Below are 18192 nucleotides of genomic sequence, written 5' to 3' on the forward strand. Positions count from 1 at the left end.
CCAACGCCAAATCATTGTGACCACATCAGTTCAACCATTGGAGAACAACATGGCAGCGTCAAGCCAGAGCGTCACATCCGGCAGAGGCAAACGCATTTGGCCCGTCGGATTGGGGCTGATCGTGATCCTTGCCGGGCTTTACACCGGCGGCTGGTACTATGCGACGACGATGGTGAGGGCAAATGTGCTGAAGGCGCTCGGCCAGCAGAACGACACCGGCATTTCAGGCGAATGCGCCGACATGGCCTTTAGCGGCTTTCCCTTCTCGATCGGCCTCTCCTGCTCCAAGGTAAGCGTCGACAATCAGACCAAGGGCGTTTCCACAGCCTTCGGCAACCTCCAGGCTTCGGCGCCGGTCTATCAGCCGAACCATATCGCCTGGACGCTGAAATCACCGACGCAATTGCGCACCGCGCAAGGCCTGACCGTCTCGGCCGAATGGACCGACCTGCAATCCAATCTCGTCGCCAAGGGGCGCGGCATCGAACAGAGCCAGACCGTCATCGACGGGCTGAAGGCCAACATCGTCTCCTCCTCCACCGGCCAGAACGCCGATGTGACCGCCGATCATACCGAGATGCATGCGCGCCAGAACGGCGAGGATCTGGAACTGGCGATCGGCATCGAAAACGCCAATGCCACCATCAAGGATTTCCCGCAGGTGCTGCCTACAGCATCGACCAGTGCTAATATCACGCTCACCGGCAAGGCCGGCATGCTCGACGGCAGCGACAGCAACGGCCTTCATGGCGCCGCCGGCGTGCTGCATCAGGCCGTCATCGATATCGGTGATGGCCGCGTCATGACCCTCTCCGGACCTTTTAATTTCGATGATCAGGGCCTGCTGTCCGGCCAGTTCAAGCTGGAGATCAATCAGATCGGCCCCTGGGGCGATAGCCTGAAAGCAACGATCCCCGCCGCCAAGAATATCGTCAACACCGCCACCAAGCTACTGAAGGCGCTCGCCAGCGGCGGCGACAAGGTCTCCGTCGACTTGACCGCCGATCGCGGCCGCCTCTCCCTCAGCGGCTTCATCCCGCTCGGGAAGATCCCGCCGATTTGAGGTTCAACACCTTCTCCCCGGCGGGGAGAAGGTGGACGCGAATGGCGGAGTGAAACGAAGTCGAGAGCGGCCGGATGAGGGGGCTCGGAGCGAAGCTTCGAGACCTTGAACGGAAGTAAGAGGTATCTCTTCCCCAGTAACGCCCCCTCATCCGCCCTGTCGGGCACCTTCTCCCCGAGGGGAGAACGGAAGAGAGCCGCTACTTCTTCGCGTCCAGCGCATGACGGCCGAAGTCCGGGGTGTCGACATCCTGGCCGGCCTCGACGATCGAGCGTCGGATGGCACGGGTGCGGCTGAAGAGTTCAAAGATCTTGTCGCCCTCGCCCCAGCGGATCGCCCGCTGCAGGGAAGCCAGATCTTCCGAGAATCGCGACAGCATTTCCAGAATGGCATCGCGATTGTGCAGGCAAACGTCGCGCCACATGGTCGGATCCGACGCGGCCAGTCGTGTGAAATCGCGGAAGCCGGAGGCGGAATATTTGATCACTTCCGATTCCGTCACCGTCTCCAAATCGTCGGCCGTGCCAACAATGTTGTAGGCGATCAGATGCGGCAGGTGCGAGACGATCGCCAGCACCTTGTCGTGATGTTCCGGATCCATCTCGTCGACGCGCGAACCGAGCGTTTCCCAAAAATGTCGAAGTGTCTTGAGGGCCGTTTCGTCGGTGCCGGGGATCGGCGTGAAGATGCACCAGCGGCCCTCGAACAGACCGGCAAAGCCCGCGTCCGGTCCCGACTTTTCCGTGCCCGCCAGCGGATGGCCGGGGATGAAATGCACGTTTTCCGGCATATGCGGCTGCATCTGCGCGATGACGGAGGCCTTGGTCGAGCCGACATCGGTAACGATGGCGCCGGGCTTCAGATGCGCGGCAATCTCCTTGGCGACGCTTTCGGACGCACCGACCGGCACGGAGACGATGACGAGATCGGCATCCTTGACCGCCTCAGCCGACGACGGCGTATAGCGGTCACCGAGCTTCAGCTCCTCTGCGCGCTTCAGCGTCTCGGCGCTGCGCGTCGAGATGACCACTTCCTTGGCAAGGCCGAGGCGCTTGATGTCATGGGCAATCGAAGAGCCGATCAGCCCGATGCCGATCAGCGCGATCCGGTCGAACTGAACGCTGCTCATGCCTTGCGACCCATAAATTCGGTTAACACATCGATGAAACCGAGATTGGCCTCTTCCGTGCCGATGCTGATGCGCAGCGAATTCGGGAAGCCATAAGACCGCACCGCGCGCACGATGTAACCGCGGCTGGTCAGGAAATCATCGGCCTCAGTCGCGCGCTTGCCATCGACATCGGGGAAGTGGACGAGGACGAAATTGGCGACCGACGGCGTCACCTTGAGACCGATCGCCTCAAGCGCCTGCGTCACTTTGTCGAGCCAAAGCGTATTGAACGCGACGGCCTTTTCCGTGAAGGCCTGATCACGAACGGCGGCAGCGCCAGCTGCAATGGCGCCGGCGTTCATGTTGAACGGGCCGCGTACGCGGTTCAGCGCATCGATGATATCGGCAGGCGCATAGACCCAGCCGACGCGCAGCGCTGCGAGGCCATAGACCTTGGAGAAGGTGCGGGTCATGACGACGTTGGGGTTCGCGGAAACAAGCTCGAGGCCGGCCTCGTAGTCGTTGCGGCGGACATATTCGGCATAAGCAGCGTCGAGCACGAGAATGACATGCTTCGGCAAGCCCGCCTGCAGGCGGCGGATTTCGCTGACCGGGACATAGGTACCGGTCGGATTGCCCGGATTGGCGATGAAAACCATCTTGGTCTTTTCGGTGACGGCGGCGAGGATCGCATCGACATCGACCGTGCAGTCCTTTTCCTTCACCGTGACCGGCGTGGCGCCCGCAGCCTTGATCTGAATCTTGTAGACCAGGAAACCGTGTTCGGTGATGATGGCCTCATCGCCCGTGCCGAGATAGACATGGCAGAGCAGGCCGAGCAGCTCGTCGGAACCGTTGCCGCAGAGGATATTGGCCGGGTTCAACCCATGCACGTCGGCGATCGCCTGGCGCAATTCCTTGGCCTGTCCGTCCGGATAGCGTTCCAGATTCGTCGCCGTTTCCCGGAAAGCCTCGATAGCCTTTGGGCTTGCGCCGAGCGGCGTTTCGTTCGAGGAGAGCTTGAACACCCGCGCCACGCCCGGCGCATGCTCCTTGCCCGGCACATAGGCGGCGATATCGAGAATGCCGGGGCGCGGGACGGGCTTGCTCATTTCCATGCTCATGGGATCGACCTTGGGAAGCGCCGGAAAAGACCGGCTTTAAACACCCCGTCGCATTAAAGCGGATTGACGAATTTGTCGAGTGTTTGCACGGCAAGAGATGGCGTCAAACCCCATCGCGCGTCGTCGGTATGCCACGCGGCGCCAGCACCGGCACGAAGACGCGACGCGAAGCGCGGACGGCAACCGGCAGGCCCTGATAGAGCCGCTTCTGCGCCTCGACGATGATAACACCGGAAAAGGCCGGCCAGAGCGTGCGCCCGACCCGCTCGAAAGCGCGCCTGAGGCTCAGGACCGTGCGCAGCTTCGAGGGCGGAAAGAGCAATGCCTCGGCTGTCGCCCCCGGCGTGAAATTGGTCTCGCGCAACAGCGAGGTGAGCTGGCCACGCGAATAGGGCCGGCCGGAGCCGAAGGGCGTATGCTCCATGCGCGCCCAGACGCCCCTGCGGTTCGGCACGACGATGACAAGCCGGCCTCCGGGCGCCAGCACCCGCCACAGCTCCTTCAGCGTCTCGCGCGGGCTCTCGGCGAATTCCAGCGAATGCACCATCAGCACCCGGTCGATGGAGCTGTCCGGCAGCGGCAGCTCCTCGTCGAAGATCAGCGCCGTCGAGGAAGCCGAATCCATCGGCCAGTTCACCGCCCCCTGCCCCGCCGGCATGAAGGCGAAGGTGCGCTCTGTGTCGGCGCGGAAACGGTCGAGATAGGGAACGGCATAGCCGAGACCGACAAGACGCTCCTCGGGCAGGCGCGCCCAGATCGAGGACAGCGCCATGGTAATAGATTGCTCCGCCAAGCGACCGAGCTCGGAATGATAGAATTGGCGGAGGTCGACGATATCGGCGTGCATTGCCTCAAATGTTATCAGCCGAGCGTTGGACTTCAAGGCCGAACCACCTACATTTCGAATCAACCCCCGTGAAATAAGGACGATTTCGACCATGAAACCTTTGGAATTAGAGGTATTTATTTGCCGCTCCGACAATTTCGGCGTCCTGGTCCACGACCCCGAAACCGGCTATACCGCCTCGATCGACGCCCCGGAGGCCGGCCCCATTCTGGCAGCCGCCAAACGGCGCGGCTGGACGATCACCCACATCCTCACCACCCATCACCACACCGACCATGTCGACGCCAATCTGGCGCTGAAGGAGCAATTCGGCTGCGAGATCATCGGCCCGATCGGTGAGGCCGTCGCCATTCCAGGCCTCGACCGTGCTTATGGCGACGGCGATAGCTTCGAGTTCGGCAATCATACCGTCAATGTCATCGAGACGCCCGGCCACACCGCCGGCCATATCTGTTACCACTTCGTCGACGACAAGCTGCTGTTTGCCGCCGACACGCTGTTCGCGCTCGGCTGCGGCCGGCTGTTCGAACGCCCGGCGATGGACATGTGGGCATCATTGCAGAAACTTGCCGTGCTGCCGGACGAGACGGCGATCTATTTCGGTCACGAATATACCCTGTCCAACGCCCGTTTCGCCCTGACGATCGACCCCGACAATGAACGGCTGAAAAGCCGTGCCGCCGATATCGAGGCGCTACGGGCCGCGGGCAAATTCACCATTCCGACGACGCTGGCGCTGGAGAAGGAAACCAACCCCTTCCTGCGCGCCGCCGACCCGTCGATCCGCCGGCATCTTCTGATGGAAAGCCGCAGCAACGAAGAGGTCTTTACCGAGATCCGCAAGCGCAAGGATAATTTCTGATGCGGCCACAAGACATCATCCAAGCGCTCTCCATGCAGCCACATCCGGAAGGCGGCTGGTATGTCCAGACATTCCGGGACGATCACGGCGGCGAGCGCGGTCATTCCACCGCGATCTACTACCTGCTGCAGGCCGGCGAACGCTCGCATTGGCATCGGGTGCACGATGCGGCCGAGGTCTGGCACTACTATGCCGGCGCACCGCTCGCTCTGCACCGCTCCGCCGATGGCAAGGCGAGCGAGACGATCGTCCTCGGCGTCGATCTTCCGAAAGGTGAGCGCCCGCAGGCGATCATTCCCGCCGATTGGTGGCAGTCCGCCGAAAGCCTCGGCGACTTCACCCTGGTCGGCTGCACGGTCGCGCCCGGTTTTGAATTTTCCAGTTTCGAAATGGCGCCCCCGGACTGGAAGCCCGCCTCGTCCTAAACATTTACCATTCATCGACGCGATAAGCGACCCAGGGCCGCTGCGTGCACCTGCCGCCTTGAAAAACCTTCGCACTGTGTCAGCTTTAGACCGGGAGAGAGACTATTGATTCATTCGGAGGAGGTTTTCTGGTGCGTTTGTTATTTCCCTTGTTCGTCGTGGCAGGCTGCGTCATGAGTGTTCCCGTCCTGGCCCTTGATGCCCCCGCCTCACCGCCGGCGGATCGGCCATTGAAGGAATTCGTCACCTCCGTCGAAAAAGACGGGTCGATCACCTTCCGCCTCTATGCCCCCTCGGCCAAGGCCGTGTCCGTCGTTCTCGGCTCGCGCGATCCAGTCGCGCTGCAACGTAGCGACGACGGCGTGTGGAGCGCCAAGAGCGAGCCGCTGAAACCCAATCTCTATGAATATTATTTCAACATCGACGGTTTCCGCAGCATCGACACCGGCGCCAATGCGCCCAAGCCGCAGCGGCAGGTGAATACCAGCCTCATTCTGGTGCCTGGCAGCATCCTCGACACCCGCAACGTCGCGCATGGCGACCTCAGGCTGGTGACGCTCCATTCCAAGGCGCTGAATTCCGAGCGGCAGATGTATGTCTATACGCCGCCCGGCTACACCGACGCCTCAAAGCCACTTCCGGTCGTCTATCTCTATCACGGCTTCGGCGACACAGTGGCCTCCTGGGTGACCCAGGGCCGGGCACCGCAGATCCTCGACAATCTTCTCGCGGAAAAGAAGATCGAGCCGATGATCGTCGTCATTCCCGACACGGAAACCGATATTCCGGACGCGATCGCCGAGAATTTCCCCGGCGCCGACCGCCGCAAGAATTTCTATCCGATCAACGCGGACGCGGCCGACCGGGAGCTGACCCAGGACCTCATCCCCTACATGAAGAAGCACTACCGGGTGCGCGACAATGCCGACGGACGCGCGGTCGTGGGCCTGTCGCAGGGCGGATATCAGGCGCTTGTCTCCGGCCTCTCGCATCTCGGCACCTTCGGTTGGGTTGCGACCTTCAGCGGCGTCTCGACGACCACCGTGCCGAACAAAGCCGTTGATGCCGCGCTGAACGATCCTGACAAGATCAACAAGGCACTGCGCGGCTTCACGGTGACGGTCGGCTCGAAGGACCAGGTCACCGGCAAGGATATAGCCGGGCTCAAGGCAATCCTGGACGAAAAGAAGATTGCCCACGACTATCACGAATATCCGGACCTCCAGCATGAGATGGATGTCTGGCGGCCGTCGCTGGTGGCGTTTCTGGAGAAGGTCTTCAAGAAATAACACGGTCCGCTTCGGGCGCGTAAACTACGCCCGTTCTGCCACTTCCGCCTGCGCCGCCGCACCACTATCGCGGCGCAGGATCATTCGGTGCGCGGCCAGAACCGCGCCGCCGGTGACCAGCAGGCAGGCAAGCGCGATACCCCAGCTCGGCTCGGCAAAGCCGAAAAGCGTCAGGATCAAGGTCGACAGCAGCGGTGCGGCATAGCTCGCCGCGCCGAGAATTTGAATATCGCCGTTCTTGACGCCATAATCCCAGGCATAGAAGGCGGCGCCAACCGGAAAGAGCCCGAGCCCCAGCACCGCTGTCCACTGCGATGCCGTCTCCGGCCAGATCGTGTCCTCCAGTCCGAGATGACACACCAGAGAAAGGGCCGAGGTCGCCATGCAAAAGATCGTCACGACATCGGTCGACACCGCCTCGAAGCGGCGTGTGATCAGCGAATAGCCGGACCAGGTGAAGGCGCAGAGGAAAGCAGCGCCATAGCCGATGGCGTAGGCACCCTCGAAGTGAAATCCGTTACGGCCGACGATCAGCACCGTGCCGGCAAGCCCCATCAGCGCCCCGACTATGTGATACCAGCGCAGCCTCTCACCCGGCAGCAACGCCGAACCGACAACGAGCAAGAGAGGCCAGAGATTGGCGATCAGTCCGGCTTCGACCGGAGGCGCCCGGCGCAATGCCGTGAAATAGAGGAAATGATAGCCGAACAACCCGGCGATACCGATGATCCAAACCTTGGCCGGCTGGCGCAGCAGTCGCAGGCGTTCAGGCCTCAATGCGAGAACGACGATACCGGGGATGCTGCCGATGGCGAAACAGATGGCGAGCAGCTGGAACGGCGGCATCTTGCCGGACGCGACCGTCAGCAGCGCCAGAAACGACCACATCACGATGGCCGTGAACCCCGTCAATGTCGCGCGAAACTTCAACTCTGCCCCCGGTCCGTCGCCGCGGGCAGCTCCGCCGCGAAAACCCTCTTAACTGCCGTATTTGACGGCGGTGATCGTCACGGTCCCATATTGCGTCGGGATGCGGACGTAAACCGGAGCATATACATTCATGACCTCGGCCTTGGCAAACCAGATCTCCATCCCGTCGCTCTTGGCGAGATAGAGATAGTCCTTGCGTGTTGACTTGTAGCCGCTCTTCGGGGTGAAGCGGACGCCGCAGGCGATCGTCTTACCCTTGAAACCATCCGTCGAGAACGGATGCGACCCCTTCGGCGACAGTTTCAAATCCATCCGCATTTCGCCGTCGAAGACGGACAGGGTCTGGTTGCAGAGATTGAGCTTAGGCGTCGCCGGGAAAATCATGCCGGAAATCGGGTCGAGAACCGATTTCAGATCGCCGCCACCAAGCGGAATCCAGCTCGCCGGCCGATTCGGTTCCGGCGTGATACTGTTCGAGGTCACATTGCCGTCGGTATAGGCGACGTCATAGGTACGCTCCCGTTTGCCGCTCTTGTAGTAGAGCGTATAATGCGTCGCCTGCAGCTTGCTGTCACTGACCACGCCGGTCACATCCGTTCTCGCGTTTATCGAGGTGACGAGATCGGCAAGACCCGACGAGGTGATATCGCCGCGGATGGTGAACTGCTTGTCCTTGACCTCGGTCTTGAAATCCGCCCTTGCGATCGGAAGGCCGGCAAGCGAAACGCGGTATTGGGTTTCATGCCGCACCGGATCGGCCGATGCCGACAGGGGCATCGACGCTACCAGGGCCGAAAGAAAGAGCCACTTCCGAAAATGAATCATCACCGAAGCCTTCACCAAACAACAAAGAGCAGGCAAGATATATAGGCGCTTTATGCGCTTACTGCGACCGCCAGAAAATAGCAGCTTTTTGACGGAATTGCGGGAAAGCTCAAGGTTTGGCTTGACGCGGACGGCTGCTCTGACTATAGAACCGCAACTTTCCAATTATGGCCTGTTGGATTGCGCGATGGGTTTTGCCCGGAACGACTTTTCAGCGGCCGAGAAAAACAAAAGTAGGTGTTCCATGTCCCGCATGTGCGAATTGACCGGCAAGGCCGTCCTCGTGGGCAACAATGTCAGCCACGCCAACAACAAGACCAAGCGTCGGTTCCTTCCGAACCTCTGCCAGGTCACGTTGATCTCTGACGTTCTTGGCCAGCGTTATCGTCTGCGCGTTTCCGCTGCAGGCCTCCGTTCGGTCGAGCATCGTGGCGGTCTCGACGCTTTCCTTCTGAAGGCCAGCGAAAACGAGCTCAGCCAGCGTGCGCGCCTGCTGCGTCGCCAGATCATCAAGAAGACTGCCGAAGCCGCTGCTGCTGTAGCCGCTTAAGCTTTAGTACGTCTGACTAGCATACGGGCTGAGAGGCTTGCACGGATCATCTCCGGGCAAGCCTTTTCCCATGTCCGGTTTTCACTCCAACTGGTGGCATCTCCCAGGATAAAAAAATGCTTATGAAATCGCGCCATACCCTGATCTACGTTCTGCTGATGACGCTTGTCGTCGTCGCCTCGAACATCCTCGTGCAGTATCCACTGCAGGCGACGCTCGCCGGCATCAATCTTGCCGACATCCTGACCTGGGGCGCCTTCACCTATCCCGTCGCCTTCCTGATCACCGACCTGACCAATCGCCAGTTCGGCCCGAAGGCCGCGCGCAAAGTGGTATTCGCCGGCTTCGTCGTCGGTGTCGCGCTCTCCTTCGTCACCGCCCAGCCGCGCATCGCAATTGCTTCCGGCTCGGCCTATCTCGCCGGCCAGCTGCTCGACATCTCGGTGTTTAACCGCCTGCGCCGCATGGCATGGTGGCGCGCGCCGCTGTTCGGTTCGCTGATCGGTTCGATGCTCGACACGCTGATCTTCTTCTCCTTCGCCTTCGCGCCCCTGTTCGTCTTCTTCGGCCCGAACGATCCCTTCGCCATCGACTGGGCGCCCATCCTCGGCGTGTTTTCCACATCGGCCCCGCGCTGGATCTCCTGGGCGATCGGCGATTTCTCGGTGAAGGTGACGGTCGGCCTCGTCATGCTGCTGCCCTACGGCGCGCTGATGAACATGCTGAAGCCGATCCAGCAGGCGCCGACTGCATAAATACCGGCCGCTATAAATACGAAAAAGCCCGTGCAAGTCGCGGGCTTTTCAATTCAGGCTGACCAGGCTCTCGTCGCGCAGCCGAAACTCTAGCATCAGGCTTCGCTGCAAGATCGAATGATTGTCGTCGGAGACCATGATCAGATGGATCGTGCCGTCGGCCGCGCTGAAGGCGTCCAGCCCTTCCATATTGTCGATCTGGTAACTGGAATTGGCCTCGAAGATAACGGTGCCGTCGACGACCGCGCCCGGCCTGATATCGCCGCCGGCAATACGGCGGATTCGCACGCCGATGCCATGCGCCAGATCGAAGCGCCGCTCCAACAGGAGCAGATCGCCATCCGGCAGAAACACGCCGTCGCTGGCGTCGAAATCGTCGGAATGCCGCACGGTGAAGCGGCCCTTCAGCGGCCCATCCAAGATCGCCGCCAGCATGTTGCCCTGATCGTCCAGGCTATCCTCCGCGACGATCACCGCAGCACCCGCAAGCGGGCTCGATTGCGGCGCGATCATCAAGGCTTCGAGGCTGCGGTTGGCGCGCAATTCCTTTCGCGAGATGAGAATCGGAATGGTGCCATCGGGCGACGATGTCTCGAAACCGGGGTCGGGATAGGCATCGACCCGGTGATACTGCTCATAGCTGACGAGCACATGGTCGCCCCTAAGCGCCAGCCCCTCCGCATCCATCGCCCCCTTGCCGGCATCCGTCATGCCGCGGCGATCGATCATCGGCATGATGCGCGCATCGGCAATGCCCTTCAGCCTGCCATCCCCATCGCGCTCGATGGTCCCGGTCAGCCAGTGGCCGGTATCCAGCACCGAGATGAAACGGCGCTGATCTGGACGAAAGCGGATAGCGGAGACAGCACCGAAGAGGGAATTACCAGAGCTAAGCTCAAGACCGCCCAGGAACTCGAGCGCGCCGAAGCGGGTCTGCCCGGAACCGGGTTTGAAGGCCGAGATCGCCGTCGCATGAATCTCCGCCGGGCCACCTTCCGGCGTATCCACGGCGGCGCAGCCGGCGAGCAGCATCACGAGCATGGTCGCACGGCAGAAACGTTTCATGGGCTCTCACGGGGCCTACGGGATCGGGACGGCTATCAGTACGCGCACCGGCCGAACGGCCGATGCTGCACAGCCTAAGAGATTCAGCTTGCGCGGCGCATGCGCGAGCGCGGCTGGCTCGCCTGATCCTCGAACAGCGAGGCGAGCTGCTCGGTCATGGCGCCGGCCAATTCGTCGGCGTCGACGATCGTCACGGCGCGGCGATAGTAGCGCGTAACGTCATGGCCGATACCGATCGCCAGGAGTTCCACCGGCGAGCGCGTCTCGATCTGCTCGATGACAGCGCGCAGGTGCCGTTCCAGATAGTTGCCCGGATTGACCGACAGTGTCGAATCGTCGACCGGCGCACCATCCGAGATCATCATCAGGATGCGGCGCTGCTCGCGGCGGCCAAGCAGGCGGTTATGCGCCCAGATCAGCGCCTCGCCGTCGATATTTTCCTTGAGCAACCCCTCGCGCATCATCAGGCCGAGATTGGCGCGCGACCGCCGGTAAGGTTCATCAGCGGACTTGTAGATGATATGGCGCAGGTCGTTGAGGCGCCCCGGCGTCTGCGGCTTGCCGCCGGCGAGCCACTTTTCGCGCGCCTGCCCGCCCTTCCAGGCCTTGGTGGTGAAGCCGAGAATCTCGACCTTGACGCCGCAGCGCTCCAGCGTGCGCGCCAGAATATCGGCGCAAGAGGCGGCAACCGTGATCGGCCGGCCGCGCATCGAACCGGAATTGTCGATCAGCAGCGTCACGACCGTATCGCGGAACTGCGTATCGCGCTCCATCTTGAAGGACAGCGCCTGCATCGGGTCGATGATCAGACGCGTCAGACGCGCCGGATCGAGATAGCCTTCTTCGAGATCGAAGTCCCAGGAGCGGTTCTGCTGCGCCATCAGGCGACGCTGCAGGCGGTTGGCGAGCCGCCCGACGGCGCCCTGCAGGTGCGCGAGCTGCTTGTCGAGGAAAGCACGCAGGCGCTCGAGCTCGGCCGTATCGCAGAGTTCCTGCGCCGTCGTGGTCTCGTCGTATTCCTCGGTGAAGACGTGGTAGTCGACCTTTTCGTTGAAGTCGGCAAAGGGCGTGTTCGGACGGCGGGTTTCGCCCGGCGTCTCCGAATCCTCTTCACCCTCTTCGCTCATGTCGTCGTCGGAGATTTCGGCGCCATCCATCTCGCCGTCGTCCATCTGCTCGTCGGAGGCTTCGCTGTCCTCGGCGGGCGCGGAGTCGGAGCCATCGTCGCTCTCGACATCCTGGTCGTCCTGATCTTCGCCGCTCGGCTTGTCCTCTTCTGCAGACTCCTCGTCGGAATCCGGCTCCATCTCCTGGTCGCCGTATTCCTCGGCCATTTCCATGGCCGTCAACATACTGCGAACGACGCGGGCAAAGCTCTGCTGGTCGTTGATGCTGGAGGTGAGATTGTCGAGTTCGCCGCCGGTTTTTTCCTCGATGAAGGACCGCCAGAGGTCGAGCACCTTGCCGGCGCTTTCCGGTGGCTTCTGACCGGTCAGCTTCTCGCGCACGATCATCGCCATCGCTTCACCGATCGGCGCATCCTCCTGCCGCTCGATGCCGGAGAAATTCGCCTTGGCGTATTTCTCCGAATTCATCGAGCTGATGTTGGAAGCCACCCCGCTCATGCGCAGCGCACCGATCGATTCGACCCGCGCCTGCTCGACGGCATCAAAGATGGAACGGGCATCGGCACCCTGCGGCGCCATGACGGCATGCACGCGGGCATCATGGCAGGCAAGCCTGAGCGCCATCGAATCGCCGAGACCGCGCGTCACCGCCAGCTCATGCGCCGTCGGCCGCTTCGAAAGCTCCGGCAGGCGAATGCGCTCGCCCGTCATTCCCGGGCGCTCGTTGGCGAAGGCGACCTCGACCTCGGCGTCGCCGGCGATCGAGCGCACGCAGCCGGTAATCGCCCGACGCAACGGCTCCATGTCCACCGGAGCGCCCGGCTTCGCTTTGGAATTGTCTCCGCGACCTGACATGACTTGTCGGTTCTTCCTTAGGCTTCGAGCACGATGTTGGCGGCACTTTCCTTCAGCTCGATGCCGAAGGCGCGCTGATAATGCTCGGCGACCAGCGGCCGCTCCAGTTCATCGCACTTGTTGAGGAAGGTGACACGGAAGGCGAAGGCGACATCGCCGAAGATTTCCGCATTTTCCGCCCAGGTGATGACCGTACGCGGGCTCATGACGGTCGACAGGTCACCGTTCATGAAGGCGGCGCGGGTCAGATCGGCGACGCGAACCATCTTGGATACAGTGTCGCGGCCCTTCTCCGTGCGGAAGGACTTCACCTTGGCGAGCACGATGTTGACCTCGTTCTCGTGCGGCAGGTAGTTCAGCGTCGTGACGATCGACCAACGGTCCATCTGCGCCTGGTTGATCTGCTGCGTACCGTGATAAAGGCCGGTCGTGTCGCCGAGGCCGATGGTGTTGGCAGTCGCGAACAGACGGAAGGCCGGGTGCGGACGGATGACGCGGCTCTGGTCGAGCAGTGTCAGGCGGCCGGAGGATTCCAGCACGCGCTGGATGACGAACATCACGTCCGGGCGGCCGGCATCGTATTCGTCGAAGACGAGCGCGACATTGTGCTGGTAGGCCCAGGGCAGGATGCCGTCCTTGAATTCGGTGATCTGCAGCCCGTCCTTGACGACGATCGCGTCCTTGCCGACGAGATCGATACGGCTGACATGGCTGTCGAGGTTGATACGCACGCAGGGCCAGTTGAGGCGGGCGGCGACCTGCTCGATATGCGAGGATTTGCCGGTGCCGTGGTAGCCCGAAATCATCACGCGGCGGTTATGGGCAAAACCGGCGAGAATGGCGAGCGTCGTCTCGCGGTCGAACAGATAGTCGGTGTCGAGATCAGGAACGTAAGCGCCGCCCTTGCTGTAGGCCGGAACGCGAATATCGGAATCGATGCCAAAGACGTCACGGACCGAAACGGTGGTGTCGGGAGTCTCGGAAATATCAAGGTCAATCTTGCTCATCATGTCTCCAAGGCGGGTGACTGTCACCCAGCCATATCAATCTCAGCCATTTGTATCATGACGCCGCAGTTTATTGCCCGCATCCGTCTGGTCGGAACATCGGCGATACTTCTCCGGGACTGAAGCGAAACCTCGACGCGATGAAATGACCGCTTGCGAGCATTCTTGAACAGAGTCCCGGACAAGAAACGCCGCGTCCGGAAAGTCGGCCGAGGTGCAGCCAGCCAATTGCGCACCCTGCCGCGGTTGCCCACGGCTTCAGCCGATTTGGACCATACCTGATTGAAGACGGAGAGCAAGGACAGGAATTAACAAAAACCGTTCTGTTTCAATAATTGATAGGCCTGGATGACCGCGCGGAAGCGCTCCTCCGAGCCACGGTCGCCGCCATTGGCATCCGGATGGTGCTTTTTCACCAGTTCCTTGTAGCGGCTCTTGATTTCCGTCGAGGTGGCGTTGGCGCCGAGGCCCATCGTATCGAAGGCCTTTGCCTCGAGCGTCTTCAGCTTGCGCTGCTCCGGAAAGCGCGGCCCGCTGCCGCGGCCGTCGCCATCCTTGACGAAGCCGAAGGGATCACGAACCCGGGTATAGGCGCCGGAGCGGACTTCCGATTGCAGAGGGCTGTTCTTCGCCGCCTTGTTGACGCCGACGGTCCAGGTCGGACGGTGGCCGGTGATCGCTTCCTTCTGGTAGCGCGCGATCTCGCCGTCCGAGAGGCCGGAGAAGTAATTGTAGCCCTTATTATAGTCCTTGACGTGCTCGAAGCAGAACAAAAAGAACTGCCCTTCCGCATTGCGCCCGACCGGAGCACGATGCGTACCTTTTTTGTCGCAGCCATCCCACTGGCATGTCGGCGGCGCCTGTTCGGGCTCCGGCTCACGTCTGCGGCGGGTTCGAATGCGATCGAAATATTTTGAATCAAGTTTCATGACGCCCTAATTATGAGGCCTCGATTACCCCACAACAAGAATTGACAAATGGGAATGTTATAGGCTTTGTGGGAACCTTTTTCGCGAACGAGGACATGGCGGGAATATGGAAACGACGCTGCAATCCCGCATTGAAAAAAAGCTCGCTGACGCCTTCGCGCCCGAGCGTCTCGCGGTCATCAACGAAAGCCACATGCACGCCGGCCACCAGCCCGACATGACCGGAACCGGCGAGACTCATATAAGAGTTCGCATCGTCTCCGCCAAGTTCGCCGGCATGCCGCGCCTTGCCCGCCACAGGGCGATCAACGAGCTTTTGAAACCGGAATTGGATGCAGGACTGCACGCGCTCGCCGTGGAACCGGCAGCGCCTGGAGAAGCGGTGCGTTGGTAGAGAGCCTTATTCCGGCTTGTTCTCTTCCGTCTCGGCGGGGCGAATACGGAGCTTGGTAATGCGGTTCTTTTCCCGCTTCATGACGATGAAGCGCTTGCCGTAGAAGGTGAAGGCCTGACGCTCTTCGGGGATGGTCATCGATTCGTGGATGACCAGGCCGGCAATCGTCGTTGCCTCCTCGTCCGGCAAGTGCCAGTCAAGCGCGCGGTTCAGGTCGCGGATCGGCACGACGCCGTCGACGACGATCGAGCCGTCCGCCTCCTGGCGCACACCCTGGATATCCAGATCGTGCTCGTCGGCGATATCGCCGACGATCTCTTCCAGAATATCCTCCAGCGTGACGATGCCCTGCACCTCGCCATATTCGTCGACGACGACGGCGAAATGCTGCTTGCGGCGCAGGAAGGCATTCAGCTGGTCTTCGAGATTGGTGCTGTCGGGCACGAACCAGGGCTTCTGGGCGATCTTGACGATATCCAGGTTCTCCGGCTCGGCATTGCGCTCGGCCAGCGCCCTCAGGAGATCCTTGGCGTGCACGACGCCGATGATGTTGTCGATCGTGCCACGCCAGAGCGGCATGCGCGTATAGGGGCTATCGAGAATGGCGCGCACCACGACATCGGGCGGATCGTCGGCATTGATGGCACGCATCGCAGTGCGGTGGACCATGATGTCGGAGAGTTCCAGCTCGCCGAGATCGAGCACGCCGCCCAGACGGTCGCGGTCGGCCTTGACCACCGATCCCTCGCGATGCAGCAGGTCGACGGCGCCGCGCAGCTCCTCATGCGCCGACAACATCGACACTTCCCTGGAGAGGTTGATGCCGAAGACGCCAAGAATCTGCCGGACGATGGCATTGACGAAACTCGATATCGGACCGACGACGGCGACGAAGAGGCGCACTGTGCCGGCGACATTGAGCGCAAACCGATCCGGCGCCGAGATCGCCCAGCTCTTCGGCAGCACTTCCGCGAAAATGACGAGGATGACGGTCATGGCCAGCGTTGCCAGCGCAACACCGGAATTGCCGAAGAGACCGAGAAACACGCTGGTAGCCAGCGACGACGCCAGAATATTGGCAAGATTGTTGCCGATCAGCAGCGCGCCGATCAGGCGGTCGCGGCGTTCGATCAGCTTGCGCACGATCCCCGCCCGCTCGTCGCCATTGGCCTCCAGCGTGTGAATGCGGCTGCGCGAGGCCGCCGTCAGCGCGGTTTCCGAACCGGAGAAAAACGCCGACAGCAGCACGAGCACGACAATCGAGATGATTTCGGGCCAATATTCCAACAAAACCGCCAGCGTGCCTTCAACCGTCATTGCGGATGTTTTTCCCTGAGGAAACTCAGAACTTCGGAGGACGGGACATCATCGGCCACGAAGGACTGGCCGATGCCGCGGGTGAGGATGAAGGTGAGCTGTCCGCTCTTGACCTTCTTGTCCTGCGCGATCGCATCCATCAGCACTTCGGCCGGCGGCAGCGCGCCCGGAATATCGCCCATGCGCGTCGGCAGGCCGACCGCCTTCAGATGCGCCTCGACGCGCTTGGCATCATCCGGGCTTGCCAGATTGAGGCGCGCAGAAAACTCATGCGCCAGCACCATGCCGATCGCCACCCCCTCGCCATGCACCAGCCGCCGGCTGTCATAGGCGGTGGCCGCCTCCAGGGCATGACCGAAGGTATGGCCGAGATTGAGCAGTGCTCGCGGGCCGTTTTCGCGCTCGTCGGCAACGACGACATCGGATTTCGCCTGGCAGCTTGCGGCGATCGCCTCGATGCGTGCGGCACCGCCAGAAAACACATCCCGCCAGTTCGCTTCCAGCCAGGCGAAGAAATCCGGCTTGTCGATCAGGCCGTATTTGGCGACTTCGGCATAGCCAGCACGGAATTCGCGTTGGCTGAGCGTGTTCAGCACGTCGGTATCGGCAAGCACCAGGTCCGGCTGATGAAAGACGCCGACCAGGTTCTTGCCGTGATGCGTGTTGATGCCGGTCTTGCCGCCGACGGAGGAATCGACCTGCGACAGCAGCGAGGTCGGCACCTGCACGAAACGAACACCACGGCGCACGATACCGGCGGCAAAGCCGGAGAGGTCGCCGATGACACCGCCGCCAAGTGCGATGACAGCGTCGTTGCGCTCGATGCGCGCCGTGAGCACGGCGTCGCAGACGGTCATCAGATGCTCAAAGCTCTTGGTCTTCTCGCCGGCCGGCAGGATTAGGCTGGACGACTGGATACCCGCCGCCTGCAGGCTCGCTGTCAGCGCATCGAGATAGATCGGCGCGACGTTTTCATCGGTGATGACGGCGGCCTTGCGGCCCTTCAGCCTAGCGGCGATCTCCGCGCCGGCGCGGGCGATCAGACCTGGCCCGATCAAAATATCATAGGCGCGCTCGCCGAGCGGCACGCGGACAAGGCGTTCCGCAGGCGCGGATGTGATCGCATTCATGGCGTCTTGCTTTCCTGTCTTCCCTCGGCGATGGCCACAAGGACTTCATTGACCATGATATCCTTGTTCACATCGCGGGACCAAACCACGAGATCGGCTTCCGCATAGATCGGATAGCGCGCGTTCATCAGTCTTTCGAGGGTCTGTTTCGGGTTCTCGGTTTTGAGCAGCGGCCGCGTATCGCGCTTGCTGACGCGCTCCCACAGCACATCGAGATCGGCCTTCAGCCAGACCGACAAACCGCTGCGTTTGACATGCCGGCGCGTGCGTTCGTTGATGAAGGCGCCGCCGCCGGTGGAGACGACGCGCGGCCCGCCCTTGAGCAGCCGCTTGATCACCCGCATTTCCAGCGCCCGGAACTCCTCTTCGCCGTAAGCGGCAAACAGTTCCGGGATCGTCATGCGCGACACGCGCTCGATCTCGATATCCGTATCGACGAAAGGAATGCCCAGCTGGTTTGCCACCACCCGACCGATCGAAGATTTACCGGCCCCCATCAGCCCGACGAAGACAAGATTACGCGTGCCCAGTGCGGCGCGCGCCCTGTCTTTAAGGCTTTCTCCAAGGGTTAGGACTTGTTCACTCAT

Annotated in this window: 19 protein-coding genes; 7 read left to right on the plus strand and 12 right to left on the minus strand. The window is 61.6% G+C overall.

Annotated features, from left to right (window positions below):
* The first annotated feature begins 49 nt into the window (after positions 1-49).
* Complete coding sequence (locus AC1RO0_RS19445) at positions 50-1063, plus strand: DUF2125 domain-containing protein (RefSeq protein ID WP_498594457.1); 1014 nt, start codon at positions 50-52, stop codon at positions 1061-1063.
* 199 nt (positions 1064-1262) lie between these two features.
* On the opposite strand, the gene AC1RO0_RS19450 is transcribed toward AC1RO0_RS19445, so the two are convergent.
* The 3 genes from AC1RO0_RS19450 to AC1RO0_RS19460 all read right to left on the minus strand — a co-directional run bounded on the left by AC1RO0_RS19450 (position 1263) and on the right by AC1RO0_RS19460 (position 4181).
* Positions 1263-2192: a prephenate/arogenate dehydrogenase family protein gene (locus AC1RO0_RS19450; RefSeq protein WP_498594458.1), complete on the minus strand. Its 930-nt coding sequence runs from the start codon at positions 2190-2192 to the stop codon at positions 1263-1265.
* Positions 2189-3298, minus strand: a complete 1110-nt coding sequence (hisC, locus tag AC1RO0_RS19455) for a histidinol-phosphate transaminase (protein WP_498594459.1) — start codon at positions 3296-3298, stop codon at positions 2189-2191. The genes AC1RO0_RS19450 and hisC overlap by 4 nt, the downstream gene beginning before the upstream one ends.
* A gap of 103 nt (positions 3299-3401) precedes the next feature.
* Positions 3402-4181 carry a class I SAM-dependent methyltransferase gene (locus AC1RO0_RS19460; RefSeq protein ID WP_007693610.1) on the minus strand — a complete coding sequence of 260 codons (780 nt, stop codon included), beginning with the start codon at positions 4179-4181 and terminating at the stop codon, positions 3402-3404.
* 55 nt (positions 4182-4236) lie between these two features.
* Here AC1RO0_RS19460 and gloB point away from each other — a divergent pair, with 55 nt between their 5' ends.
* From gloB to AC1RO0_RS19475, 3 genes are all read left to right on the plus strand, one after another.
* Positions 4237-5007 (plus strand): hydroxyacylglutathione hydrolase, encoded by a 771-nt coding sequence (gene gloB / locus AC1RO0_RS19465; protein ID WP_498594460.1) that lies wholly within the window; start codon positions 4237-4239, stop codon positions 5005-5007.
* Positions 5007-5432 carry a cupin domain-containing protein gene (locus AC1RO0_RS19470; RefSeq protein ID WP_498594461.1) on the plus strand — a complete coding sequence of 142 codons (426 nt, stop codon included), beginning with the start codon at positions 5007-5009 and terminating at the stop codon, positions 5430-5432. The genes gloB and AC1RO0_RS19470 overlap by 1 nt, the downstream gene beginning before the upstream one ends.
* 131 nt (positions 5433-5563) lie before the next feature.
* Positions 5564-6721, plus strand: a complete 1158-nt coding sequence (locus AC1RO0_RS19475; RefSeq protein WP_498594462.1) for an esterase — start codon at positions 5564-5566, stop codon at positions 6719-6721.
* A gap of 24 nt (positions 6722-6745) precedes the next feature.
* Here AC1RO0_RS19475 and yddG read toward each other — a convergent pair whose 3' ends face one another.
* Both yddG and AC1RO0_RS19485 read right to left on the minus strand, forming a co-directional pair.
* Positions 6746-7651, minus strand: coding sequence for an aromatic amino acid exporter YddG (gene yddG, locus AC1RO0_RS19480; protein ID WP_498594463.1), 906 nt, complete (start codon positions 7649-7651; stop codon positions 6746-6748).
* Between the two features lie 48 nt (positions 7652-7699).
* Positions 7700-8476 (minus strand): DUF3108 domain-containing protein, encoded by a 777-nt coding sequence (locus AC1RO0_RS19485; RefSeq protein WP_498594464.1) that lies wholly within the window; start codon positions 8474-8476, stop codon positions 7700-7702.
* 244 nt (positions 8477-8720) lie between these two features.
* Here AC1RO0_RS19485 and rpmB point away from each other — a divergent pair, with 244 nt between their 5' ends.
* Positions 8721-9026, plus strand: a complete 306-nt coding sequence (rpmB, locus tag AC1RO0_RS19490; protein WP_007693604.1) for a 50S ribosomal protein L28 — start codon at positions 8721-8723, stop codon at positions 9024-9026.
* 116 nt (positions 9027-9142) lie between these two features.
* Positions 9143-9781 carry a queuosine precursor transporter gene (locus AC1RO0_RS19495; protein WP_498594465.1) on the plus strand — a complete coding sequence of 213 codons (639 nt, stop codon included), beginning with the start codon at positions 9143-9145 and terminating at the stop codon, positions 9779-9781.
* 48 nt (positions 9782-9829) lie between these two features.
* On the opposite strand, the gene AC1RO0_RS19500 is transcribed toward AC1RO0_RS19495, so the two are convergent.
* From AC1RO0_RS19500 to AC1RO0_RS19515, 4 genes are all read right to left on the minus strand, one after another.
* Positions 9830-10846, minus strand: coding sequence for an esterase-like activity of phytase family protein (locus AC1RO0_RS19500; protein ID WP_498594466.1), 1017 nt, complete (start codon positions 10844-10846; stop codon positions 9830-9832).
* Between the two features lie 83 nt (positions 10847-10929).
* Complete coding sequence (gene cobT, locus AC1RO0_RS19505; protein WP_498594467.1) at positions 10930-12828, minus strand: cobaltochelatase subunit CobT; 1899 nt, start codon at positions 12826-12828, stop codon at positions 10930-10932.
* A 17-nt stretch (positions 12829-12845) separates the two neighbouring features.
* Entirely contained in the window at positions 12846-13835 is a 990-nt protein-coding gene (gene cobS / locus AC1RO0_RS19510) for a cobaltochelatase subunit CobS (protein ID WP_007689997.1), read from the minus strand.
* Between the two features lie 308 nt (positions 13836-14143).
* Positions 14144-14764 (minus strand): J domain-containing protein, encoded by a 621-nt coding sequence (locus AC1RO0_RS19515; protein ID WP_007689999.1) that lies wholly within the window; start codon positions 14762-14764, stop codon positions 14144-14146.
* Positions 14765-14870: 106 nt separating this feature from the next.
* On the opposite strand from AC1RO0_RS19515, the gene AC1RO0_RS19520 reads away from it, so the two are divergent.
* On the plus strand, positions 14871-15158 hold the full coding sequence (locus AC1RO0_RS19520) for a BolA family protein (protein WP_449088423.1): 288 nt from the start codon (positions 14871-14873) through the stop codon (positions 15156-15158).
* A 6-nt stretch (positions 15159-15164) separates the two neighbouring features.
* On the opposite strand, the gene AC1RO0_RS19525 is transcribed toward AC1RO0_RS19520, so the two are convergent.
* The 3 genes from AC1RO0_RS19525 to AC1RO0_RS19535 are packed head-to-tail and all read right to left on the minus strand — an operon-like array spanning position 15165 to position 18192.
* A complete protein-coding gene (locus AC1RO0_RS19525) occupies positions 15165-16475 on the minus strand; it encodes an HlyC/CorC family transporter (protein ID WP_498594468.1) in 1311 nt (436 codons plus the stop codon).
* On the minus strand, positions 16472-17605 hold the full coding sequence (aroB, locus tag AC1RO0_RS19530) for a 3-dehydroquinate synthase (protein ID WP_498594469.1): 1134 nt from the start codon (positions 17603-17605) through the stop codon (positions 16472-16474). Before aroB ends, AC1RO0_RS19525 begins: the two co-directional genes overlap by 4 nt.
* Positions 17602-18192 carry a shikimate kinase gene (locus tag AC1RO0_RS19535; RefSeq protein WP_498594470.1) on the minus strand — a complete coding sequence of 197 codons (591 nt, stop codon included), beginning with the start codon at positions 18190-18192 and terminating at the stop codon, positions 17602-17604. Before AC1RO0_RS19535 ends, aroB begins: the two co-directional genes overlap by 4 nt.

The sequence above is a fragment of the Rhizobium sp. GW821-FHT14E12 genome (assembly GCF_058803745.1).

Coding starts and splice junctions, on each gene's coding strand:
- AC1RO0_RS19445 (WP_498594457.1), top strand. CDS start 50: ATGGCAGCGTCAAGCCAGAGCGTCACATCCGGCAGAGGCAAACGCATT.
- AC1RO0_RS19450 (WP_498594458.1), bottom strand. CDS start 2,192: ATGAGCAGCGTTCAGTTCGACCGGATCGCGCTGATCGGCATCGGGCTG.
- hisC (WP_498594459.1), bottom strand. CDS start 3,298: ATGAGCATGGAAATGAGCAAGCCCGTCCCGCGCCCCGGCATTCTCGAT.
- gloB (WP_498594460.1), top strand. CDS start 4,237: ATGAAACCTTTGGAATTAGAGGTATTTATTTGCCGCTCCGACAATTTC.
- AC1RO0_RS19470 (WP_498594461.1), top strand. CDS start 5,007: ATGCGGCCACAAGACATCATCCAAGCGCTCTCCATGCAGCCACATCCG.
- AC1RO0_RS19485 (WP_498594464.1), bottom strand. CDS start 8,476: ATGATTCATTTTCGGAAGTGGCTCTTTCTTTCGGCCCTGGTAGCGTCG.
- rpmB (WP_007693604.1), top strand. CDS start 8,721: ATGTCCCGCATGTGCGAATTGACCGGCAAGGCCGTCCTCGTGGGCAAC.
- AC1RO0_RS19495 (WP_498594465.1), top strand. CDS start 9,143: ATGCTTATGAAATCGCGCCATACCCTGATCTACGTTCTGCTGATGACG.
- AC1RO0_RS19500 (WP_498594466.1), bottom strand. CDS start 10,846: ATGAAACGTTTCTGCCGTGCGACCATGCTCGTGATGCTGCTCGCCGGC.
- cobT (WP_498594467.1), bottom strand. CDS start 12,828: ATGTCAGGTCGCGGAGACAATTCCAAAGCGAAGCCGGGCGCTCCGGTG.
- cobS (WP_007689997.1), bottom strand. CDS start 13,835: ATGAGCAAGATTGACCTTGATATTTCCGAGACTCCCGACACCACCGTT.
- AC1RO0_RS19515 (WP_007689999.1), bottom strand. CDS start 14,764: ATGAAACTTGATTCAAAATATTTCGATCGCATTCGAACCCGCCGCAGA.
- AC1RO0_RS19520 (WP_449088423.1), top strand. CDS start 14,871: ATGGAAACGACGCTGCAATCCCGCATTGAAAAAAAGCTCGCTGACGCC.
- AC1RO0_RS19525 (WP_498594468.1), bottom strand. CDS start 16,475: ATGACGGTTGAAGGCACGCTGGCGGTTTTGTTGGAATATTGGCCCGAA.
- aroB (WP_498594469.1), bottom strand. CDS start 17,605: ATGAATGCGATCACATCCGCGCCTGCGGAACGCCTTGTCCGCGTGCCG.
- AC1RO0_RS19535 (WP_498594470.1), bottom strand. CDS start 18,192: ATGAGTGAACAAGTCCTAACCCTTGGAGAAAGCCTTAAAGACAGGGCG.